The 20800-nt window shown below is 63.7% G+C and carries 22 protein-coding genes; 8 read left to right on the top strand and 14 right to left on the bottom strand.

Annotated elements, in window-relative coordinates:
- Positions 1-59: 59 nt before the first annotated feature.
- Positions 60-353, top strand: coding sequence for a hypothetical protein (locus tag AC0L3K_RS34735; RefSeq protein WP_007595967.1), 294 nt, complete (start codon positions 60-62; stop codon positions 351-353).
- Positions 354-495: 142 nt separating this feature from the next.
- A complete protein-coding gene (locus tag AC0L3K_RS34730; RefSeq protein WP_007595978.1) occupies positions 496-1767 on the top strand; it encodes a DUF892 family protein in 1272 nt (423 codons plus the stop codon).
- A 3-nt stretch (positions 1768-1770) separates the two neighbouring features.
- Here the strand turns inward: AC0L3K_RS34730 and AC0L3K_RS34725 are convergent, their stop codons facing one another.
- Positions 1771-4881, bottom strand: coding sequence for a DEAD/DEAH box helicase (locus AC0L3K_RS34725; protein ID WP_035993472.1), 3111 nt, complete (start codon positions 4879-4881; stop codon positions 1771-1773).
- Here AC0L3K_RS34725 and AC0L3K_RS34720 point away from each other — a divergent pair.
- A complete protein-coding gene (locus AC0L3K_RS34720; RefSeq protein WP_219681540.1) occupies positions 4880-5110 on the top strand; it encodes a hypothetical protein in 231 nt (76 codons plus the stop codon). The two genes, AC0L3K_RS34725 and AC0L3K_RS34720, sit on opposite strands and share 2 nt — an antisense overlap.
- 152 nt (positions 5111-5262) lie before the next feature.
- Here the strand turns inward: AC0L3K_RS34720 and AC0L3K_RS34715 are convergent, their stop codons facing one another.
- The gene (locus AC0L3K_RS34715) at positions 5263-5523 is read right to left on the bottom strand and encodes a hypothetical protein (protein ID WP_007595982.1); all 261 of its coding nucleotides are present in this window, start codon (positions 5521-5523) and stop codon (positions 5263-5265) included.
- Positions 5524-5644: 121 nt separating this feature from the next.
- Here AC0L3K_RS34715 and AC0L3K_RS34710 point away from each other — a divergent pair, with 121 nt between their 5' ends.
- Positions 5645-6376, top strand: a complete 732-nt coding sequence (locus tag AC0L3K_RS34710) for a DUF3750 domain-containing protein (protein WP_473367699.1) — start codon at positions 5645-5647, stop codon at positions 6374-6376.
- Positions 6377-6653: 277 nt separating this feature from the next.
- On the opposite strand, the gene AC0L3K_RS34705 is transcribed toward AC0L3K_RS34710, so the two are convergent.
- The 9 genes from AC0L3K_RS34705 to AC0L3K_RS34665 all read right to left on the bottom strand — a co-directional run bounded on the left by AC0L3K_RS34705 (position 6654) and on the right by AC0L3K_RS34665 (position 14256).
- Entirely contained in the window at positions 6654-6941 is a 288-nt protein-coding gene (locus AC0L3K_RS34705; protein WP_473367698.1) for a DUF2934 domain-containing protein, read from the bottom strand.
- Between the two features lie 283 nt (positions 6942-7224).
- Complete coding sequence (locus AC0L3K_RS34700) at positions 7225-7386, bottom strand: DUF2934 domain-containing protein (RefSeq protein WP_007595988.1); 162 nt, start codon at positions 7384-7386, stop codon at positions 7225-7227.
- 159 nt (positions 7387-7545) lie between these two features.
- The gene (locus AC0L3K_RS34695; RefSeq protein WP_473254737.1) at positions 7546-9267 is read right to left on the bottom strand and encodes an FAD-dependent oxidoreductase; all 1722 of its coding nucleotides are present in this window, start codon (positions 9265-9267) and stop codon (positions 7546-7548) included.
- 29 nt (positions 9268-9296) lie between these two features.
- Positions 9297-10115, bottom strand: a complete 819-nt coding sequence (locus tag AC0L3K_RS34690) for a sugar phosphate isomerase/epimerase family protein (RefSeq protein WP_473254738.1) — start codon at positions 10113-10115, stop codon at positions 9297-9299.
- Positions 10115-10771, bottom strand: a complete 657-nt coding sequence (locus AC0L3K_RS34685; RefSeq protein WP_473367697.1) for a hypothetical protein — start codon at positions 10769-10771, stop codon at positions 10115-10117. Before AC0L3K_RS34685 ends, AC0L3K_RS34690 begins: the two co-directional genes overlap by 1 nt.
- 14 nt (positions 10772-10785) lie before the next feature.
- Positions 10786-11280 (bottom strand): type II 3-dehydroquinate dehydratase, encoded by a 495-nt coding sequence (locus tag AC0L3K_RS34680; protein WP_473254740.1) that lies wholly within the window; start codon positions 11278-11280, stop codon positions 10786-10788.
- A 31-nt stretch (positions 11281-11311) separates the two neighbouring features.
- On the bottom strand, positions 11312-12592 hold the full coding sequence (locus tag AC0L3K_RS34675) for a TRAP transporter large permease subunit (protein WP_473367696.1): 1281 nt from the start codon (positions 12590-12592) through the stop codon (positions 11312-11314).
- Between the two features lie 61 nt (positions 12593-12653).
- The gene (locus AC0L3K_RS34670; RefSeq protein ID WP_007595997.1) at positions 12654-13163 is read right to left on the bottom strand and encodes a TRAP transporter small permease; all 510 of its coding nucleotides are present in this window, start codon (positions 13161-13163) and stop codon (positions 12654-12656) included.
- A gap of 76 nt (positions 13164-13239) precedes the next feature.
- Positions 13240-14256 (bottom strand): TRAP transporter substrate-binding protein, encoded by a 1017-nt coding sequence (locus tag AC0L3K_RS34665; RefSeq protein WP_473367695.1) that lies wholly within the window; start codon positions 14254-14256, stop codon positions 13240-13242.
- A gap of 228 nt (positions 14257-14484) precedes the next feature.
- Between AC0L3K_RS34665 and AC0L3K_RS34660 the strand changes: the two genes are divergently transcribed.
- Positions 14485-15144, top strand: coding sequence for a GntR family transcriptional regulator (locus tag AC0L3K_RS34660; RefSeq protein WP_007596002.1), 660 nt, complete (start codon positions 14485-14487; stop codon positions 15142-15144).
- A gap of 33 nt (positions 15145-15177) precedes the next feature.
- Positions 15178-16071: an SMP-30/gluconolactonase/LRE family protein gene (locus AC0L3K_RS34655; RefSeq protein ID WP_473254741.1), complete on the top strand. Its 894-nt coding sequence runs from the start codon at positions 15178-15180 to the stop codon at positions 16069-16071.
- Positions 16072-16123: 52 nt separating this feature from the next.
- On the opposite strand, the gene AC0L3K_RS34650 is transcribed toward AC0L3K_RS34655, so the two are convergent.
- Positions 16124-16861, bottom strand: coding sequence for an SDR family oxidoreductase (locus AC0L3K_RS34650; protein WP_007596006.1), 738 nt, complete (start codon positions 16859-16861; stop codon positions 16124-16126).
- A 215-nt stretch (positions 16862-17076) separates the two neighbouring features.
- Between AC0L3K_RS34650 and AC0L3K_RS34645 the strand changes: the two genes are divergently transcribed.
- Entirely contained in the window at positions 17077-17604 is a 528-nt protein-coding gene (locus AC0L3K_RS34645; RefSeq protein WP_473367694.1) for a winged helix-turn-helix transcriptional regulator, read from the top strand.
- A 150-nt stretch (positions 17605-17754) separates the two neighbouring features.
- Here the strand turns inward: AC0L3K_RS34645 and AC0L3K_RS34640 are convergent, their stop codons facing one another.
- Both AC0L3K_RS34640 and AC0L3K_RS34635 read right to left on the bottom strand, forming a co-directional pair.
- Positions 17755-18642: a sigma-70 family RNA polymerase sigma factor gene (locus AC0L3K_RS34640; protein WP_473367693.1), complete on the bottom strand. Its 888-nt coding sequence runs from the start codon at positions 18640-18642 to the stop codon at positions 17755-17757.
- Positions 18643-18662: 20 nt separating this feature from the next.
- Positions 18663-18971, bottom strand: coding sequence for a hypothetical protein (locus AC0L3K_RS34635; protein ID WP_473367692.1), 309 nt, complete (start codon positions 18969-18971; stop codon positions 18663-18665).
- 197 nt (positions 18972-19168) lie between these two features.
- Here AC0L3K_RS34635 and AC0L3K_RS34630 point away from each other — a divergent pair, with 197 nt between their 5' ends.
- Positions 19169-20575, top strand: a complete 1407-nt coding sequence (locus tag AC0L3K_RS34630; RefSeq protein ID WP_473367691.1) for a DHA2 family efflux MFS transporter permease subunit — start codon at positions 19169-19171, stop codon at positions 20573-20575.
- The last annotated feature ends 225 nt before the right edge of the window (positions 20576-20800 follow it).

Below are 20800 nucleotides of genomic sequence, written 5' to 3'. Positions count from 1 at the left end.
GGAACGCACGCAGGTCACCGGCGTTCGAGTAGATGGGGCATCAGTCGGAGAACACCGAGATGAAGTTCACAGGTGCCGTTATCCTCGCCGCTCTTGCGCTGCCTGGTGCAGCTTGGGCGCAGGCCAGCAAGCCTGACGTTTCGTCCGCGCCGAGCGCGCAGAATTCGGGTGCCGGCATTGCCGGACAGCCCGGCAACAAGAACGGTCCGGCCGCCAAGCCCGGTGAAACCGTCGGATCAAGTTCGACAAACTCCACCGGCAACACCGCCGTGCAATCGCAGGACCCGGCGCATATTCAGGGCGCACCGGGCAACAAGAGCGGGCCGCCCGCCAAGCGTCCGGACCAACGCTGAGCGAGTACGTCCACAATCCTGCCGATCGTCTTTGAACGACCTGCGCCTGATCGGCGCAGGTCGTTTCGCTAGGAACGAACACTGAAGCCGCCCGTTCGGAAGACATCTTCTTTTCCTGCCCTCCCAATCCGAGAGTCCCGCCATGTATCATCACGTCAAGAAGCTGATGTTCACCGTTCGCGTCGACGAGCCGGATCCGCGCTTCGGCAACATGCTGCTGGAGCAGTTCGGCGGCGCCAATGGCGAGCTCGCCGCCGCGATGCAGTACTCGATCCAGGGATTGAACTGTGAGGATCCCGATCGTAAGGACCTGCTGATGGACATCGGCACCGAGGAGCTCAGTCATCTGGAAGTGGTGGGCACGCTGGCGCGGATGCATCTCAAGCCCTCGAAGTTCGACCGCCAGGCGGCCGAAGCCGATCCCCTCATCGCCATCGCGGGCGGCGGCGGAGTCAATCTGTTCAACTCGCAGGGCAATGCCTGGACCGCCGACTATCTGAAGATCACCGGCGAGCTCGACGTCGATCTGCGCAGCAACATCGCCGCAGAGGCGCGGGCCAAGATCGTCTATGAGCGGCTGATCAATTTCTGCGACGACGCCGGCAGCAAGGACGCGCTGCAGTTCCTGATGACCCGCGAGATCACGCACATGAAGGCGTTCGCGCTGGCGCTCGAGAGCATGGGCAAGCCGGCCTTCAGCATCGGCCGCATCGCCCCGACGCCCGGCCTTGTCGACCAGTTCTTCAACGATTCCACCGGCGCCGGCGACCATGGCGAGATCGACACGCGCGGCCCCTGGAACGAGGGCGGCGACTGGGTCTTCACGGAGTCGCCGGCGATCCAGGCGGGCGAACCGGGTCCGGCCTCGGCCATCGTCACCGAGAGCTCGCCGCCGGCCGACGAAGCGGGTCTCGGCGATCTGCTCATCAACGAGCTGCGCGATATCTTGCATGCCGAGAAGCAATTGACCAAGGCGCTTCCCAAGATGGCGGAGGCCGCCCGCTTCGACCAGTTGCGCGAGCTGTTCGAGCAGCACTTGGCGGAGACCGAAGCACAGGTCGAGCGCATCAACGAATGCTTCGAGATGCTCGGCAAATCCGCCCGCGCCAAGCCCTGCAAGGGCATGATGGGCCTCGTCGAGGAGGGCCAGGAGATCATGGCCGAGGGTGAGGACAAGGAGGACGCGGCGGCCGACCTCGCGCTGATCGGCGCGGCGCAACGCGTCGAGCACTACGAGATCGCAGGCTATACCACGGCGCGCAACCTCGCCCAGCAGCTTCGCCACAGCGCCGTTGTCGCCCTGCTGTCGAAATCACTCGCGGAGGAGGAGAACGCGGATCAGCTCCTCAACCAGGTGGCCCGCTCGCTGATGTCGGTGGCGAAAATGCCCGCGGCAGTCGAGCAGACCGAATGATCCCTAGCCGTCCAGCAGGTCGAGAAACTCCTCGACCCGGCTGAACGGATCCGCGTCGCGGCGGCCGGCGTGAACGACGCGGTCGCCGTCGCGCTGCAGCGCTCCCGTCTGCGACTTTCCTCTGGATTTCCGCAGCCGCCCCGGCAGGAACGTCGCGGCGACCGCCTCGGGCCCGACATCGAGCCTGACGATGCCGCGCCGTTTGCAATCGATCCGGAGCCTGGCGGATGCGAAGAAGTCGCGGGCCTCCGGCGGCAACCGACCGAAACGACGCGAGATCTCCTCCTCCAGATCTTCCAGATCGTCGTCGCTTCGGCATCGGGCAGCGCGGCCATAGATCTCGAGCCGGACCGCTTCCGATTGCACGTAGCCCTCAGGCAGCATGTCGGCCAACGGCATATTGAGATCGGGCACCCACAGATCGGCGCCGGCGTCGCTGCCTCGCTCGGACGCCCGCTTCAGCAGATGACTGTAGAGCACCGGTCCGAACACCTGGACATGGCCGGACTGCTGTTCCGAGAACAGATCGCCGGCGCCCCTGAGGTCGAGGTCGCGCTCGCTGATCGCAAAGCCGGCACCCGGCTTGCTGAACTCCTCCAGTACCGCCAGACGTTTCTCGGACTGCTCTGAGGTCGATTCCGTCAGCAGATGGGCAAAAGCGCGCGTGCCGCCGCGTCCCACCCGTCCCCTGAGCTGATGCAGCTGCGCAAGCCCGAACTTTTCGGGCCAGCACACCACGATGGTGTTCGCGCGCGGAATATCGAGCCCGCTTTCCACGATATTGGTCGCCAACAGCACGTCCGCCTCGCCGTCGACGAAACTCATCATGCGGTCGTCGATCTCGTCCACGGGCAACCTGCCGTGAAGACAGACGATGCGCAGCTCCGGCGCCACCGATTGCACGCGCGCCAGCATCGGCTCCAGATCCTGGATGCGTGGGCAGATCAGGAAGCTCTGACCGTGCCGCCTGCGCTCGCGCAGCAGCGCCGCGGCAATGGCAGCGTCGGACAGCGGCGCGATCCTGGTCACGATGGGAAGGCGATGAACCGGCGGCGAGGCGATCACGCTGAGGTCCCTGAAGCCGGCAAGACCCGCCGCGAGCGTGCGCGGGATCGGCGTGGCGCTCATCCACAGCGAATGGGCCCCCTTGGCGAGGCCTGAGAGCTTCGCCTTCTCCGCCGCCCCGAAATGCTGCTCTTCGTCGATGATGACGAGGCCAAGGTCGGCGAACTTCACGTCCTTTGCCGCAAGAGCCTGCGTGCCGACCACGACTTTCAGCGTGCCGCGCCGCAGTCCTTCTTTCGTCTCTCTCGTCTCCGGGCCTGAACTGGCTCGCGACAGGCTTCCCACCTCGATCCCAAGAGGGCCGAACCGTTTGCGGAAGGTTTCGACATGCTGCCGCGCCAGCACGGTGGTCGGCGCCGCGATCGCCACCTGCTTGCCGGACAGCGCCACGGCCGCCGCCGCCCGCAGCGCGACCTCGGTCTTGCCGAATCCGACATCACCGCAGATCACCCTGTCCATGGGATGGCCCGCCGCAAGATCGTCGAGGACGTCTTGAATGGCCTGGCCCTGGTCCGCTGTCGTGAAATAGGGGAACCGTGCGACGAATTTTTCATAAGCCGGCCCCGGCGGCACCAGTTTGGGTGCACGACGGCGGAGGCGCTGGCTGATGTGTTTGGCGAGCGCCTTGGCGGCGACCTGGATTTCCGCTTCCGCCTCGGTACGCCGCGCCCACCAGCTGCTGCCGTCCGCCTTGTCGAGCGTCAGCTTGCCGGGTTCGCCGGCATAGGGCCAGATCACCGCAAGATCGGCCGGTGGAACGAGCACGGCATTGTCGCCCGCGAATTTGAGCCTGATCATCTCGCGTCGCGATCCCTTGCCCATATCGAGGGTCTGCAAGCCATCGAGCACGGCTAGCCCGCGTTGCAGATGGACAATGGCGGCGCCCTTTTCGGGCACATCGGGATGATCGAACGCCGGGTTCCATGCGCGCGCCATCGGCTGGGGATGATGGGCCCGGCTGCCGAGCACGTCGGACGCGGTCACGACGACAAGCGGCTTGCGGCCGGCGCCAATGAACCCCGCGTCGAAATCGGCCAGCAGCGCGCCTTCGCGGCTCCGTGCCTTCGCCACCTCGCTCCAATCGGCCAGGCGCTCCGCCTTGATGCCGCTCATGCGCTCCATCGCGCGAAGGTCGTCCTCGACGGCCGCGACGAACAGCAGCCGCGATCCGCCGCGCTGCATGTCGGCGACGAAGGCGCGAAGCGCCTTGCGCGGCGAGGCCAGCTTCGAGAACTCCGGAGTCGAGATGAAGGCGGCCTTGCGCGGCAGCACGCTGATGCGCTTCTTCAGCTGCTTCCAATCCGCCTGCCCCAGATACTCGCGCTCCGCATCCCTGCGGCCGGCGGCGTCCTCAATCGTGGCCTGCCAGCTCTCGGCGTGGGTCGATACCCCGGCATCCGCGATCCACCGCGCGCGGCTGCAATAATCAGGCAGCGTCGCCCGCTGTCCGCGCGTAGCTCCCAGCGCGATCCGCTCGGACATGGGATCGATGATCAATTCCGCGGTCTCGTAGACGACCTCGTGCTCGATCGGATCGACCGCGACGATCTTGCGAATCGTGTCTCCGGAATGCTCGATCCGGAAGGGAGCGAGCGCGCCGGCGGGAAACACTTCGAACGTCTTGCCGTGGAACAGGACGCCGCCCGGATACTCCGCCTCTTCGTCGAGATCGTAGCCGAGAGCCTCCAGCCGCGTCTCCAGCTCGGGCCCGGAATAGGGCGCGCCCACCTTCAGCGTGAGGCTCGACCGCGACCAGCTCGCCGGCAGCGGCAGCCGTTCCATGATGGCTTCCGCGGTCGACACCAGGAAGACGGGCTTCTTTGCCTTGGCGAGACGCCGCAGCACCGAGCTGCGCCGTCCCGCGATCTCGCGGGATGGCTCGAGGCCGTCGAAGGGCAGCGTGTTCAGGCGCGGAAACACCAGCACGTCGACCGAGGGATCGAGAGCGTGAATCACGCCGCCCAGCCGCTCCGCCCTGCTCTCGTCGTCGCAGAGGAAGACGAGGCCGTCGGACTTCTCCCACTGCTCGAGCAGATGCAGCGCCAGCATGCCGAGCGGCGATGAGGAGGCGACCGCGGAACGCGAGGCGCTCTTGTCCGGACGCTTGCTTGTCGAGCTCCTGCTTCTCGAGCTTGTGCTCTTCGTGCTCTTGCTTTTCGCGCTCTTGCTTAGCGAGCCTTTGCTTTTTGAGCTCTTGCTTTGTGTCTTTATCGCGCCGGTCGTGGCCCGGGCTTTCCTGGTGGGCGCCAATGTGTATCCAACTTTGTTTCGCAAATAGAGGCGAGCGACGACGAGCCCTCCCGTTGAGCTCCGTCGATAACGCGCCTCGGGCCTGAGCGCCCAATGACGTCATTACAATTTTGCAATTGCGTTGAAAAGCAGAGACAGAGCGTGAAGGCAAGCGGCTTGGACGGCCAGAAGGCTAGCGGGCTATTGCAGGACCTTCGGCAGCACTACGACCACATCCACGCTTTGCGCGAGGATATGCGTTGCGACCACAGCGAGCTGGTGCGAGAACTCGTCCTCGATCTCGGCCGCGCAGTCTTCGTCGCTGGCAATGGCAAACAGCAGATTGCCGTCGATTTCGTCGAACCGGATGCCGGCGAACAGGCGATCGAAAATCTCGGCGCCCGCGATGTACGCGATTCGCGCCTGGATGGCCTGGTCCTCGACGAGCGACAACTTCCTCATGGACGCAACATATGGCCGCACCATCCGAATGCAAGAGCAGGAGAGCGCTGGCGCGGCGTGCCTTGCGAACTATATTGGTGGCATCGTCCCGCCTGACCGCCGTTTGCCCTTGAGGAAATCCTTGATTCTGTTCCTGCTGCTGATCTTCCTGCCGATCGCCGTGTCGGCCGGCCGCTATTATTTGCGCGGCGACGGCCGCGGCAATTGGCAGACGGCGGATCGCTCCAGCGCCGGCCTGCTGCCGCCCGCGTCCGCCAATCCGGACGCGCTGATCCGCGTGTTCGCCGCGCGCACGGTGCGCTGGCGCAGTATTTTTGCTGTCCATACCTGGATCGTCGTCAAGGAGAAGGGCGCCGCGACCTACAGCCGATACGATTACACGGCCTGGGGCGACCCTGTTCGCAGCAACGGCTTTGCGCCCGATGGCCGCTGGTTCGGCGCGATGCCGGAAACGGTCGTGGCGGTCAACGGCGCGCGGGCAGAAGCATTGATTCCGAAGATCCGCACCGTCATCGAGAACTATAAGTTCCGCGCCTATGGCGACTACAGCGCCTGGCCGGGGCCGAATTCCAACACCTTCGTGCAGGCGGCGCTTGACGCCGTTCCCGAGTTGCGCGCCGTGCTGCCGCCGACCGCCATCGGTAAGGACTTTCCCTACAGCGGACGCTGGGCCGGCATCACGGCGTCCGGCACCGGGCTCTACGCCTCGCTGTCGGGCTATCTCGGCATGACCATCGGCTGGGTCGAAGGGGTCGAGATCAATTTCCTCGGCGCGGTGCTCGGCCTCGACATCCGCCGCCCCGCGCTGAAGCTTCCAGGCATAGGCCGCCTGGGTGTCACGGCCGGCGCGTAGCGCCATGGCGGGGCAATCCCATCAAAGTCGGCGCCCTCCCAAGCTTCCCGACATTGTCTTTTCAATGTGTGCTTCAGGTCACAGCAGAATCGAGCGCCTTGGCCTAAACTGAACTTGCATGGCCGCAAACAAGGTAACGGCGGTACGCACGAGGCTGGAAAGGCGACCGACAGCTACGGACTTTTGAAGCCGCCAGGTGAAGAACTCGGCGGCTTTTTCTCTGTCCAGGGAACGCGCGGCCGAAGCTTGTTCGCTGCCGATGTGGCTCCCGGAACCTCTACCGTTTGTCTGAGGAATCCGAGAGCCTCCGCTGATCGCGCTCTTCGTCGATCTGCCGTTCGGCCTCGAGCCAAAACTCCACGTCCCGATCGACCGGGCGACCGGCCTGCTCCCAGAGTTCGTAGGCGCGCGCTCGCAGCTTTCCGCGCCGCATCATGCGAAGCAGCTTTTGCTTCAGCTCCTCGGCGAACGTCCTGAATCGCTGGACGGTGGTTTCGTCTTTGACAAGGGCTGCCGCTCGCGTTGCGAGTTCGATCTGGTGCTCTATCTTTTGCCGCTCGTCCACCGCAAACCCCGCCGTAGCCACGGGCCTGCGTCGCAGCCCGTGCTGCTCACAACCTCAATTCCTGCTGGAAGGCTCTGTTCCGCCTTCAATGCCAGGTCTTGCTAGTGCCACGTCGTGTCCGCTTCGACGACCACCGCCCTTGCTTCGGGATCTTCCGTCGTGTTGCAGGTGCAGGGCATTCCCTCACCGCAGCGGCAGCCGCCCAGTTCCTCGCTCCAGGCGCGGAGCGGATGGTTTGCGCAGACCCATCCCAGACCGTGGCAGAATGGGCATCTCTTGTCGGTCACAGCGTATCCGGCGTCCGCATGGGGTTCGACTTGTCCTCGTTGCGCAACTCCTGCTCGGCCGCATGCCAGAATTCTTCCTCGCGGCCTTCCGGCTTGCCCGCCTGTTCCCACAAGCGGTGCGCGCGTTCTCTGATGTCGTGATCGGTCGGCTCCGGCATTGCATCTCCTGCGACGAGAGACACGGCCCCACCTGGGGGGTATGGGGGGCTTGGAGGCGGGGCCGTGCAGGCCAGCAAATCGGCGGCGACGCTGGCCCGCTGAGTCAAGCCTCGATGGTGCGCAGAGTTCCTAGCCCTGAGCGGCGAACGATCCGGCTTTCAGTTACCTTCGTCCTGAGCTGAAGCGCCCGCGGCATGCATTGCCGCGCACCATCCGAATACCATCGCAGGCCCGATCATCGTGCCCGGGCCCGGATAAGTGCCTCGAAAGATCGAGGATGAATCGGTACCGACGGCGTAGAGTCCGGGTATGGCGGTCCCACGGCTAGACAAGACGCGGGCGGTTGAATCCGTGCACAAGCCGGCGCTGCTAGCGAGATCCGTCGGCCATACTGCGACGGCATAGTATGGCCCAGGACCGACCCGCCGCAGGCACGGGTTTGGCACGTTCCGGGGATCACCATTGAACCGGTTCAACTCGCTTGAACCGCGGCCGAACTCTTCGTCCACACCGCTCTCGGCATAGCGATTGTATCGCTCGATCGTTTGAGCAAGCTCGCCGCCATCGACGCCGATGTTTTCGGCCAGTGCTTCAATCGTTTCGCCCGCCAGCAAATATTTAGCCTTGAGAAATTTGTCCAAATCCCTCGTCCCGGGATGAACGAGACCAATGCCATAGTCGCCGATAAAGGCGCGATCGCAAATCAGGAAAGCTGGCGTTGCCAATACCGAAGACGAGTCCGATCGCAACATCGCTTCCACGAAGTCGTGATAGGAGTCGGCTTCATTCACGAAACGGCGGCCCGACTTGTTCACCGCAAGCAGTCCTGGCTTGGCACGATCCAGCATAATGTGCGGAAATACCGAGACGTAGCCGTCCGCCTGCGTCATGACCGAGCTCGGCATCCACAAGGCGGGGCTATCGAAATTACGCTCAATCACCGCGTCGACGCGTTCGGCCGCGAGCAGGCCGTCCCCGGTATTGCACGAAGGCGCGAGTGAAAATCGGCGCGCGGCCTCGGGGAAAAACCTGTCGCGAAGCTCGCGGCTCCAGCCGATGCCTCCCGTTGCCAGCACCACGCCCTTGCGGGCACGTATCGCCAATGCTCCTGAGGGCGATGACAAAACGGCCCCGACGACTGCGTCGCCATTACGGATGAGCTCAGCGAGCTCGGTCTCATATCGCAGATCCACGCCGGAACGACGAAGGCTGTCAAACAGCCTCGCGACGAGAGCGTTGCCCATGATCAGACGCGTTCCGCGGTTGTAGCGAAGTCGATCAAGCAAATGCCGACCGAGCAGACCAACGACATGCCTGAAATTCGTCCAGTTGCGGAATGGCGCCAGCAACGCCGGGATGTCCGCCTTTCCGACCATCATGCCGCCGAGGACCATGAACTCTCGCCGCGGGGCCCTTATGCGCTCGAAGTCCTTGCCAAGCTTGCGGCCGTCGAACGGAACGGCGCCGAGAGCACGACCACCGATCGCTGCCCCTGGAAGATTCTTGTAGTCGGGATGGACCGGCGGCGCCGCAAACCGTACGCTCGTCCTCTGCTCGAGATAATCGAGCATCATTGGACCCGTCTGGAGGAACGCATCCACACGCGCGTCCGCGGCGTGTTCGCCGAGCAATGCTTCAAGATAGACCCGCGCCGCCTCGGTGGAGTCTGAGATCCCTGCAAGCAATCCCTGCCGATTGCCCGGAATCCAGATGGTGCCGGCGGAGGTCGCGGTCGTGCCGCCAACCGTGTCCGACTTCTCGCAAAGGATCACGTCGAGCCCTTCGAGGGCGGCCACCAGCGACGTCGTCATGCCGGCGGCACCCGCCCCGACGACCAGAAGATCGGTCTCGACGTCCCAGGAGCGATCGGCTTGCGACATCCCGCACTACCCTTCTCGTCCCGAAATTCTCACCTCTCGCTGCGCACCCGCTCGACAACGGCTCTGCCTGCCGCCAACGCCCGGCGTGCTCGCGTCGCGGCGTCGACGCTCTTGGCCAGCTGAACGGTCGGAACCTCGATGCTGATCGTCAGATCATTCGGCATCGCGCTTGCAAGCCCCATCAGGTCTATTCCGCCCTCGCCCGGAAACATCCGCTCCTCGCGAGCGGCATGGATGAGCTGCTCCGTGGTCGCCGGGCGCTCGGCCGGGCCGTCGCAAAGTTGCCAGTAGTGAAAGCGTTGCGCCGGGATAGCGCGGAGGTCCGCAAGCGAACATTGCGACCGATCGAAATGCAGTGCATCGACCAGAATGCCGGCACCGGGATGATCGACGTCGCCGACGATCCGCATTGCGGTCTTCAGGTCCGGAACGCTGGTCCAGGGCATGAATTCGAGGTCGGAGGTCAGGCCATAGCTTGCTGCCGCTTCACAAAATTGCTGGTAGCGATCCGAAAACCGCGCCAGGTCCGGATCGTGGGCCGCGACGAGGATGTGTTTGGCGCCGAGGCGCGCGCCCACCTCGAAGAAGGGCGTGAACGAGGCAATCTCGGTTTCCGGTCTGAACGCAACGACCTCGAGATCGGCGACAGACACCCCCGTCAACTCCAACCGCCGAAGCGTCTCCCGCAGGAGCGGCGCATCGTCCATCAGGCGATAGGCAACACTGCCAGGCGTGGCGGGCAACAGCCTGAGCCCGACCTTTTCGTAACCGCAATGCGCCGCCAATTCGATCATCTCGGGCGGCGCAAGCTCGAGCACGGTCAACGCGGCGAGCGAGAACGTTGTCATCAGCCGAAATCCGCGATACGGGCGTCGAGCGCAAACATGCTTTGATAAACTTCCGGCTCGCTCGCCCCGACCATGACGTCGGGCGCAAGCTCGCTCGCCCGCCGCAAGGCAGCCTGCAACGAGGCGACGTCGAGCGCCTCGATCAGCAAAAGCCCCCCGAAGAAGCCCTCATTCTTCCGCATGCCCTTCTCCGTCGTCCGCACCGACGTCCGCGCCTCGTCGGTCGCGCCGATCTGCACGGCGGCGACCCCGTCGCACGCAACGAGCGCCTGGGCCAGACCTTCCGGATCTTTCGGCAACGTCTCGATCCGGAGCGCCACGACCGACGCGCCCTCGCCCCGCCCTGCCCGCGCGATCATGACACCGCCGCCCCGCATGAAATTGCCGAGCTTCGGCATGATGCGCTGGGACCATTGCGTCGGAGCGTTGAGGCGCGCCAGATAGGCCTCGCCGTCGAGGACCTCCGGCGTCTCCAGCTCATACAGAATGAAGAAGCGGTTGATGTCGTCCCTTGCCGCGCGGAAGACACGCGATGCCAGGAAGCCCTTCGTCGTCACGCGCTCGGTCGTGTGTTCACGCGTCAGCCAGTGTCGGTAGTCGGTCAGGTCGTGAGCCTCGACGTCGCTCCAGATGGCGAGAAATCCCGTGCCGCGCATTCCGCCCTCCATGCCTACGCCTTGCCGCCGGCCGGAAGCCCGCGCAGAGCCGGTGCCATGGTCGCAGGCATTTGCCCCAGCCGTTGGACCGCCGCGAGCATCGCCGCGAGATAACCATAGGGACCCAGGCCGCAAATGACAGCCGTGCAGGCACTCGACGTGATCGAGTGGCGGTGCAGCTCGTCCCGCGCGTGGATGTTCGAGATGTGCACCTCGATCTTCACGCCCTCGAATATCTTCAGCGCGTCGATCAGCGCGATCGATGTGAATGAATAGGCCGCGGGATTCATGATGATGGCGTCCGCGTTGCCATTGGCGGACTGGATCAGGCTGACGAGCTCGCCCTCCATGTTCGTTTGATGGAACGACATCGAAACTCCGAGCTGATCGGCCAGCGCCTTGCAGCTCGCCTCGATCTCCCCGAGCGTCGTCGAGCCGTAGATGTGGGGCTCGCGGATGCCGAGGAAATTGAGATTGGGTCCGTTGAGGATCATGATCCTTGCGGCCATTTTCGCTTTTCCTTCTTTTGTGCCGACGGGTCTAGCCGGCAAACCATTTGGCCGGGATTGTCACCAGTCCCGGGAATAGCACCATCGCGAACAGCACGATCAATTGCGCGATCAAGAAGGGCCAGACGCCCTTGATGATGTCCTGCATGCTGATCCTGGAGACGCCGCAAACCACATTCAGAACGATACCGACCGGCGGCGTGATGAGGCCGATCGCATTGTTGATGATGAAGAGGACGCCGAAGTAGACGGGATCGATGCCCGCTGCCTTGACGATCGGCATCAGGATCGGCGTGAGAATGAGGATGGTCGGCGTCATGTCGAGGGCCGTTCCCACGATCACCACCACGACCATGATCGCCAGCATCAGGAGCGTGTTGTTGCCCATGAAAGGCTTCAGCAGGGTGACGATCTGTGCCGAAATCTCGGACACGGTGATGAGCCAGGACGATACCAGCGCCGCTGCCACCAGAAACATCACGATGCTCGTCGTCAGGGCCGAGGAGACAAACACCTCATAAAGCTGCGACGGCTTCAATTCCCGATAGATGCAGGTCGCGACGAACAGCGAATAGACGGCGACGACCACTGCGGCTTCCGTCGGCGTGAAGATGCCGAAGCGCAGGCCGACGATGATGATGACCGGGAGCATCAACGCCCAGAAGCCGTCGACCACGGCTTTTACCATCTCCGAGAGCGATGCCCTTGGCGGGGGCGTCAGGTTCTCCTGGCGCACCACCCACCACCAGGCCAGGCAGAGCCCAGCCCCGAGCAGCAGCCCCGGGACGATCCCGGCCAGAAACAGCTTCGAGATCGACACGCCCGCGGCGACACCGAAGATGACGAACCCGATGCTGGGCGGAATCACAGGCGCGATGATGCCGCCGGCCGCCACCAGACCCGCCGCATAGGACTTCTTGTGGCCCGCCGCCACCATCATCGGCACCAGCAGCGCAGCCAGCGCTGCGGCGTCGGCCGCCGCGGAGCCCGAGAGCGACGCGAGGATGCAGGACGCGAGGATCGTGACGTAACCGAGTCCGCCGCGAAAATGTCCGACTGCGACGAGCGCAACATTGACGATTCGCTTGGCCAGACCGCCCTTGTTCATGACCTCGCCGGCGAGCATGAAGAAGGGAATGGCCATGAGTGGAAAGCTGTCTGCGCCGTTGATGACGTTCTGCGCCACGATCTGGGCATCGAACATGTCGATCGTGCTCATCAGGGCCACGCCGCAGACGATCAGCGCAAAGGCGATCGGCATGCCCAGCGCCATGGCGCCGAGCAGCGAGAAAGTGAAGACGGCAATCGTCATGGCGTGATCCCGGAGATTCTCAGGATGTGAGCGCCGGGCGACACGATATTGGGAGACAGCATCAGTGCTCCTCCGATTCCCTGACGGCCACCATGTCGGCTTCGCTGGCTTGTCCGGACATGACGCGGAACAGATCGTAGAGAAGGATCACGCCGGCCGAAACGCCGAAGATCACGCCCACGCCATAGAAGATGCCGAGCGACAGGCCGGTCGCCGGCGCGCGGTCGTCGAGATTGATGATCGTCTGCCGCCAACTTCCCGAGAGCAGAAGCCAGTCGGCGAACAGCATCAGGACGTAGCTGACGATGAAGCAGATGCGTTTGCCGTAAGCCGGCAGCATCCGCACAAGGCTATCGACGCCGAGATGGGCGTGCTCACGCATTGCCACGACCGCACCGAGGAAAGTCAGCCAGACCAGGAGCCAGCGCGACAGCTCCTCGGAAATCGCGATACCGGAGTTGAAGCCGTAGCGCAGAACCACGTTGCCGAACACCAGCACCACCATCACCGCGAGAAATGCGGCGATGATGCCTTTCAGCAGGGTGCAATACAGGTCGAGAAATCGCGCCATACGTGCCGTCCGGGCAAAGTCGGATTCAGAGCCGGCCGACTGGACGGCTCTGCGTCTTGCATGCTGACGAGGTCGACTATTTCACGTTCTTGCGGATGCGATCGAGCTCGTCGTTGAAGAGCTTAACCGCGTCCGGCTTGAGATTGGCGGCAATCTTGTCGACCACCGGCTGCGCCGTCTTGCGCATGCGATCGAGCTCTTCCGGCGCGACGGTGTTGTACTGCATGCCTTTGGCCTGCAATTCCGACAGCGCCTTTTCGGTCTGAAGGCGTGTCTGCTCCTTTTGATAGCCTCGGCTTTCCTCATACGCCTCGCGCATCAGGCGCTGCTCGGTCGGCGAGAGCTTGTCCCAGAACGCCTTGCTCACCAGGATGATGTTCAGGGTGAAGGTGTGATTGGTGGCGGAAACGTACTTTTGCACTTCGTAGAACTTGTTGGAGAGAATGACCGTAAAAGGGTTCTCCTCGCCATCGACGGTGCGCGTCTCCAGCGCCGAGTAGAGTTCGCCGAAGGCCATCGGAACGGGATTGGCCTTGAACGATCCGAAGGTCTCAAGGTAGACCGGGTTCGGAATGACGCGAAGCTTGAGGCCGTTGAAATCCTCGACCTTGGTGATCGGCCGCGTGCTGTTGGTGACGTTGCGGAAGCCGAGGCCCCAATAGCCCAGACCGATCAGCCCCTTCGACGGCAGCGTATCGAGCATTGACGTGCCGAATTTTCCGGTCCCGAGCGCGTCGGCCTGCTCGATGGTCTTCACGATGAATGGAAAGTCGATGAGGCCGAACTCCGGCACGACGGTTGCGAGCGACGTCGTCGAGGCCGAGAGCATTTCCTGGGTACCGCCGCGCAGCGCCGATTGCTGCTGCAGCTCGTTGCCGAGCTGCGAGGCCGCGAACTCACGGATCTTCATCTTGCCCCCGCTCTTCGCCAGCAGGATCTCCGCAAATTTCTGCACCCCCGCGCTGACGGGGTGATCGGTGTTGTTCAGGTGTCCCCACCTGATCGTGCGCTCCTGAATGTCCTCAGCGGATGCGCCGACCGTCAGCGCCACGCAGATCGCCGTCGCAGACAGCGCCCGTACCAACAAGCTCATCGTTTCCTCCCTGTTCGACCGGGCACGACCGGCGGCTTAAGCCATTATTTTTCGTGCCCTCAGCCTATTTAGACATCACACATACATTTCCGTGTCAAATGACGATATCTATTTCATATGATGATTTGTCATACATCATACATCTGAAATCTGCTATAGTGCTGGCAACATTGATGGTTCGGCCGCGTCCGAAGTGGCCGACGATCGGGACAGGCGGGATCAGAAGGCATGACGTCAGTCGAGGAACGGCCCCTGTCGGCAGGCCACAGCGGCTATCAGCGCATCCGGGCCGACATCATTTTCGGAGTGCTCACGCCATCCGGACGCCTCAAGCTCGACGCCATGAAGGAGGACTACGGGGTCAGCATCTCCACGCTGCGCGAGATCCTCAATCGTCTGACCTCCGAGGGCTTCGTGGTTGCCGAGGGCCAGCGCGGCTTCGAGGTGGCGCCGATCTCCATCCAGAACCTGCGTGAGCTCGCCGGCCTGCGCATCCTGCTGGAGCATCACGCGATGGCCGAGTCGTTTCGTGCCGGCGACGTCGAGTGGGAGGGCCGCGTGGTGTCCGCGCATCACAAGCTGGCGGCCACCGAACGCACCGTCCTCAAGGAGGGTGACGATCCCGAGCTGCGCAAACGCTACGACGGCGAATTCCACCAGGCGCTGATCTCGAGTTGCGGTTCGCGCGAGCTGATGCAGACCCATGCGGTCGTGTTCGACAAATATTTCCGCTATGCGCTGCGCTACCGCGGCGCGGAGACGATCAACCAGCACAAGGCGCTGCTCGAATGCGCCCTCAAGCGCGACATCAAAGGCGCCAAAACCGTGCTCACCGAGCACATCAACGGGTGCGTCGCGCACGCCCTCGCCTCCTGGAACGAGGACTGATCGCCCGGCTCGCGGCTGGAATCGGATATCGGAATGACCGCCGACATGATCCCCGCATATCGGGTCGAGACCGCGGTCGCCGCAGGCGACATCCTCGGGGAGACGCCGTTGTGGTGTGACCGCTCCCGTAAGCTGTGGTGGGTCGACGTCGACCGGCGGCTGCATCAATCGTTCGATCCGGCGACAGGCGCTCATCAGGTTGTTCCGTACGCATGCAACTTTCTCGGCAGTCAGGCTCTGACGGCGGATGGCTCCCACCTGCTCGCGAAGGATCTGGGACTTTATCGCCGCGCGTCCGATGACGGTCGTCCAGTTCAGCTCTGCGAGGTCGAAAGCGGCCTCGACAACCGCCTCAACGACGGGCGCGTCGACGCCCGGGGCCGGCTATGGATCGGCACCATGGACAACCAGCTGCATCGACCGAACGGAGCGCTGTATCGCGTAGATGCCGACGGCCGGACGGTGCGCATGTTCGGCGATGTCATCGTAACGAACGGCATCGCGTTCTCACCCGACAATCGCACGCTCTACTTCACGGATACCAGGCGTTACCGCACCTGGCAGTTCGACTTCGATCTCGATGACGGCGTGATCCGAAACAGGCGGCTGTTCGCGGATTGCAGCGCCTCCGGGGAGAGGCCCGACGGCGCTTGTATCGACGTCGCCGGCGGATTGTGGACCGCATTCTTCTCCGGCGGCCGGGTGGTGCGCTATCGGCCGGACGGCCGGATCGACACCGTCATTCCGGTGCCGGCGACCAATCCGACCTGCGTGTGCTTCGGCGGAGCCGATCTGAAGACCTTGTTCGTGACGACGGCGCGAAAGTTTCTAGATCGTGAGCAATTGAGCCGCGAACCCCAAGCGGGTCATGTTCTGGCCATTGAGGGCATCGCACAGGGACTTCCAGAACACCGCTTCGGCAATTGATCCTGAACCCTCTTCATTCAGAACTTGCACGGGCCGTCGTGAACCGGCTTCGCTACCATTTCTCGCCGAAGGGACGAATCTCCAGCTCGAAGGTCCAGGCGCTTTTGGGTTGCTGATAGAGCATCCAGTAGGATTCGGCGACCGACGATGGCGGCATCAGGAGGTCGGGATTGTCCAGCGCGTTCGGACCGAGCGCCTCGATCCGCCGTTGCCGGACCCATTCCGTGTCGACGCCGGAATCGATGATCAGATGCGCCACGTGAATGTTCTTCGGGCCCAATTCGCGCGCCGCGGCTTGCGCGACCGCCCGCAGGCCGAACTTGGCGCTGGCGAAGGCCGCATAGCCGCTGCCGCCGCGCAAGCTCGCCGTCGCACCTGTGAAGAAGATGTTGCCCTGGCCACGGGGCAGCATCAGGCGCGCGGCCTCGCGGCCGGCGAGGAAACCGGAATAGCAAGCCATTTCCCAGACCTTGCGGAACACCCGTTCGGTCGTGTCCAGAATCGGAAAGTTGACGTTGGCGCCGACGTTGAAGATGCAAACCTCGAGCGGGGCATGCTTGTCGGCATCGCCGAGAAACGAGATGACCTGGTCTTCCTTGCGCGCGTCGAGCGCGCACGCGTGAATTTCGCCGCCGGCCTGCTCGATCTCCTTGACGAGCGGTTCGAGCTTGGCGCCGTCGCGGCGTCCCGCAAACACCGTAAAGCCCTCGGAGGCGAACTTCTTTGCAATCTCGCTGCCGATAAAATCACCGGCGCCGATCACGGCCACGGTCGCGTTTCTCTTTTGCATGGGACTTCTCCCGGTCAGGTCTGGATCCGGTCGTCGGATCATAATTCAGACCGCAGATTGTCTTACAGTTCTAAAACCGAACTGTCAATTCGAGTAGATTTTGTGCTCTAGCAAAGACATTGTCTCGCAGTAGGTACCGATTTAGAATGGTATCTGAACCAAAGGCTTCCTGAACGATATTCGCGCGGAAGCCGCGGGCAGAGTGGAGATCTGGAATGAAATGGGGTGAGCTGGAGGACGAGCCGTGTTCGATGGCCCGAACCATCGGCGTGATCGGCGACCGCTGGACCCTTCTGATCCTGCGTGAATGCTTCCTGCGCACACGCCGTTTCGAGGGCTTTCAGTCTTCGCTCGGAATCACGCGCCACCTGCTCGCCGAGCGGCTGAAGAAGCTGGTCCGGCAAGGCGTGTTGCGGCGTATCCCCTATCAGGACTCGCCCAAGCGGCACGAATACATCCTCACTCAGAAGGGGCTCGATCTCTATCCGATCATGATGGCAATCGTGCATTGGGGCGACACTCATATGGTCGACGCGCGCGGACGACCTTTGCTGCATCAACACCGCAAATGCGGCAAGGACTTCGATCCGGTCATGGTTTGCTCCGAATGCGGCGAGCCGCTTTTGGCCAAGGAGGTTCATACTCACCCCGGCCCTGGTGCTCGACGCACCCCGGCGCCGGAGAAGCCGAAGGCAAAGCGAGAGACAAGGGCAAAGACAAAGGCCCACCGCAGCGCCGCGTGAGATGGCTGCGTAGCGCGAGCAACGTTCGACATATCCCCGGAAGTGATGCGACTGATCTTTCAAACCGACATGAACTCTCGTTCCCGCGGCGCATTTCGCGCGAGCCGGCTGGCACCCGCGGTCCGCTGCGCGAAAAGCACATAGGCAAGTTCACCCTCTATCCACCACGCACTCCGCAGCATCGATAACATAGGCTGCGTGACGAAAATCCCTGATAGTGGCGAGCTTGCCGGCGGACCAGTCGAGCAGCATGAAATATTTCGCCCGCCCGGCTGGCTCGTTCGGATCGAACACCAGGATCGCGGGACGTCCCTCGACCTGCCCCGTCACCAGGTGCCAGTCGCTGACCTTCGAATAATTGCCGAAATAGTTCGACACCTCAGCCTTGCCTTTCAGCCTGGTGCGGTTGACTAGCTCGAGCCTGACGTCGTCGGCGATCATGGCGCGGATCGCGTCGAAGTCGCGAGCGTTGAAATGGCCGACATAGGCGCTGAGCCGCGTCCGATCGGCTTCCGACAGGCCCGGCTGCGACACGTCGTCCGGCTCTCCGGCGAACTCACGCAGCTGCGTGCGTCCGCGATGCAGCGCGGCCTTCACCGCCGGCAGGCTGAAATCCATGATGTCGCAGACCTCGGCAAGCGAGCAGCCGAGCACGTCCATCAGGATCACGCTGGAGCGCTGCGCCACCGGCAGCCGCATGAAGGTGCGCAGGCTGGTCGCGGCGATCTGGCGGCTTTCCACATCATCGAGCCGGTCGGCAATCATCTCCACCTCCTCGGCCGAATGCAGCGCCTCCTGCCGGTTGCGGCGGCGCAGGAAATCCAGCGCGGTGTTGTGCGCGATGCGGAACAGCCAGCCCTCCATATTGACAGGCGTGACCGATTGCAGCGCTTCCATCGCCTTGATCAGCGCATCCTGCAGCACATCCTCACCGTCGATGACCGAGCCGACCATGCGCGCGCAGTAGCGATGGAGTTTCGGCCGCATCCGCGCCAGCAGGGCCTCGACATCGACGGTGGCCAGGGGGTCTGGCGCCATTGCTCCTCCGCTTCGCCTGCTCAGGACTCGTCCAGCATACGATAGTTGCCGACAATCCTCACATCACGAACCAGCGGCGGCTCCGCGCAGCGGTCACGGATGCCGTCCTGGAACGTCTGAAATGCCTTGAGTTTCGGGATCGGGCTCGAGCCGTCCTCGGCCGCGGCCTCGACAAGATGGATGAAGGTGTCGTCCTCCAGCCGCAGCGTCAGATAGCGCACACCGTCCGGCCCGGCCGCCTTCAATTCGGCAAATACGGCCGAAACCAGCTCAGCATTCCGATCGGCCAGCTCCGGCCTAGCCTTGTACCTGATCAACGTCCTTCTCATCGCGCGCTCCTTGCTCATGTCGCGACCTGGTTCGCTCAAAATCGCGCACATGGCCGCATCACCCCTAGGACGTTTGCCGACCGGCGAAGGATGCGGCCCGGAAACAATTATTTTTGGGCGCATCCTTTGCCGCTCAGCCCTCGTCTAGCCCGCAGAACGCGCCGCGACAGGCTGGCGCGACACACGGAGAGAGGGCGATGCAGACCCCGACCAATCGCGCCGCGCAGAACTGGGTGCTCGGCGTCACCGCGCTGGCATCCTTCATGATGGCGCTGGACGCCATGATCATCACGACGGCATTCGCGACCATCCGCGCCGAATTCGGCAGCCCGGTCGAGACGCTGCAATGGACCGTCAACGCCTTCAACCTGACCTTTGCCGTGCTGCTCCTGACCGGTGCCGCGCTCGGCGACCGCTTCGGTCGCCGCCGCATGTTCGCGGCCGGGCTCGCCCTGTTCGTCGTTGCATCGGCGACCTGTGCGCTCGCAGGCAATGCCACCGCGCTGATCGCCGCCCGCGCGCTGCAGGGCGCCGGCGCTGCGCTGGTGATGCCGCTGGCCATGGCGATCCTGAGCGGCACGTTCGGCCGCGAGGAGCGCGCCCGCGCGCTCGGCATTTTCGCCAGCATCACCGGCTGCGCGCTGATCATCGGCCCCGCCATCGGCGGCTTCATCACCGAACATTTCGGCTGGCGCTGGGTGTTCTGGATCAACCTGCCGATCGGCCTGATCGCGATCACCCTGGTGCTGGCACGGTTGCGCGAAAGCTTCGGCCCGGCCGCCGCGTTGGACATCCCCGGACTGGCGCTTGTTGCGCTGGCGGCGCTGGCGTGGGTGTGGAGCCTGTTGCGCGGCAACGCCGTGGGGTGGGCGAGCGCCGAAATCATCGCCACGCTGATGTCGGGCCTGGTGTTCACGGCCGGCTTCGTGCTCTGGGAATTGCGCGCGGCCGCGCCGATGGTGCCGATGCGGCTGTTCTCATCGCGGGCGCTTGCCTCCGGCATGTCCGCAAGCGTGCTGTTCTACGCCGCGATGTATGGCGTCTTGTTCCTGCTGCCGCAGTTCCTCCAGACCACGCTGGGCTTCGACGCCTTCGGCGCCGGACTTCGCCTGCTCCCCTGGACAGCGACGCTGTTCGTCACCGCCCCGATCGCGGGCGCGGTCGTCAACAGGTTCGGCGAGCGGCCGCTGGTGGTGACGGGATTGCTGATGCAGGCGATCGGCCTCGGCTGGATCGCGGAGATCGTGAGCCCCGCGGTTACCTACTCCGCTCTGGTCGCGCCGCTGGTGCTGGCCGGCGTCGGTGTCTCGATGGCGATGCCGGCAGCACAGAACGCCATCCTGAGCTCGGTCGCGGTGGCCGAAATGGGCAAGGCGTCCGGCATCTTCAACATGGGCCGCTTCCTCGGCGGCATGTTCGGCATCGCCGCGCTGGTGGCGAACTTCTCGGCCCATGGCGGGGTCGATTCGGCCGCTCATTTCGAGAGCGGATTTGCCGCGGCGATGAGCCTCGCCGCAACGCTGTCGCTGGCCGGCGCGATTGCAGGGTTTTTCCTGCCGGCACGGCGACGGACCGCCGGCGCAGCCGCGCCGCAAGATGCGTGAGGCTGACAACACTGGAGTTTCGTTATCGGGCTGGCGGCTTGTGCCGTCACGCTTCTTTCTGATCATGAAGCGTCGTTCTAAAATGAAAACGACATCTGGTGGAAGACATCGCAGTCCTCCGACACGCATTGCAACCCGCAGGACACGTCTTCGCGTCCTCGCGGCGCGTTTCGCCCGAGCTTTGCCTGGTAGCTCCACCCTCTTTTCCAAGAGGGCGCAGGGAAG

Source organism: Bradyrhizobium sp. MI1.10, from assembly GCF_055811035.1.
Note: the sequence above shows the minus strand (reverse complement) of the source record. Positions and strands in the feature narration are given on the sequence as shown.

Excerpts from the sequence above, each read along its gene's own strand:
- AC0L3K_RS34735 (WP_007595967.1), top strand. The coding sequence starts at position 60 with ATGAAGTTCACAGGTGCCGTTATCCTCGCCGCTCTTGCGCTGCCTGGT.
- AC0L3K_RS34730 (WP_007595978.1), top strand. The coding sequence starts at position 496 with ATGTATCATCACGTCAAGAAGCTGATGTTCACCGTTCGCGTCGACGAG.
- AC0L3K_RS34720 (WP_219681540.1), top strand. The coding sequence starts at position 4,880 with ATGCCGAGCGGCGATGAGGAGGCGACCGCGGAACGCGAGGCGCTCTTG.
- AC0L3K_RS34725 (WP_035993472.1), bottom strand. The coding sequence starts at position 4,881 with ATGCTGGCGCTGCATCTGCTCGAGCAGTGGGAGAAGTCCGACGGCCTC.
- AC0L3K_RS34715 (WP_007595982.1), bottom strand. The coding sequence starts at position 5,523 with ATGAGGAAGTTGTCGCTCGTCGAGGACCAGGCCATCCAGGCGCGAATC.
- AC0L3K_RS34700 (WP_007595988.1), bottom strand. The coding sequence starts at position 7,386 with ATGCCGGAGCCGACCGATCACGACATCAGAGAACGCGCGCACCGCTTG.
- AC0L3K_RS34695 (WP_473254737.1), bottom strand. The coding sequence starts at position 9,267 with ATGTCGCAAGCCGATCGCTCCTGGGACGTCGAGACCGATCTTCTGGTC.
- AC0L3K_RS34690 (WP_473254738.1), bottom strand. The coding sequence starts at position 10,115 with ATGACAACGTTCTCGCTCGCCGCGTTGACCGTGCTCGAGCTTGCGCCG.
- AC0L3K_RS34685 (WP_473367697.1), bottom strand. The coding sequence starts at position 10,771 with ATGCGCGGCACGGGATTTCTCGCCATCTGGAGCGACGTCGAGGCTCAC.
- AC0L3K_RS34680 (WP_473254740.1), bottom strand. The coding sequence starts at position 11,280 with ATGGCCGCAAGGATCATGATCCTCAACGGACCCAATCTCAATTTCCTC.
- AC0L3K_RS34675 (WP_473367696.1), bottom strand. The coding sequence starts at position 12,592 with ATGACGATTGCCGTCTTCACTTTCTCGCTGCTCGGCGCCATGGCGCTG.
- AC0L3K_RS34670 (WP_007595997.1), bottom strand. The coding sequence starts at position 13,163 with ATGGCGCGATTTCTCGACCTGTATTGCACCCTGCTGAAAGGCATCATC.
- AC0L3K_RS34665 (WP_473367695.1), bottom strand. The coding sequence starts at position 14,256 with ATGAGCTTGTTGGTACGGGCGCTGTCTGCGACGGCGATCTGCGTGGCG.
- AC0L3K_RS34660 (WP_007596002.1), top strand. The coding sequence starts at position 14,485 with ATGACGTCAGTCGAGGAACGGCCCCTGTCGGCAGGCCACAGCGGCTAT.
- AC0L3K_RS34655 (WP_473254741.1), top strand. The coding sequence starts at position 15,178 with ATGACCGCCGACATGATCCCCGCATATCGGGTCGAGACCGCGGTCGCC.
- AC0L3K_RS34650 (WP_007596006.1), bottom strand. The coding sequence starts at position 16,861 with ATGCAAAAGAGAAACGCGACCGTGGCCGTGATCGGCGCCGGTGATTTT.
- AC0L3K_RS34645 (WP_473367694.1), top strand. The coding sequence starts at position 17,077 with ATGAAATGGGGTGAGCTGGAGGACGAGCCGTGTTCGATGGCCCGAACC.
- AC0L3K_RS34640 (WP_473367693.1), bottom strand. The coding sequence starts at position 18,642 with ATGGCGCCAGACCCCCTGGCCACCGTCGATGTCGAGGCCCTGCTGGCG.
- AC0L3K_RS34635 (WP_473367692.1), bottom strand. The coding sequence starts at position 18,971 with ATGAGAAGGACGTTGATCAGGTACAAGGCTAGGCCGGAGCTGGCCGAT.
- AC0L3K_RS34630 (WP_473367691.1), top strand. The coding sequence starts at position 19,169 with ATGCAGACCCCGACCAATCGCGCCGCGCAGAACTGGGTGCTCGGCGTC.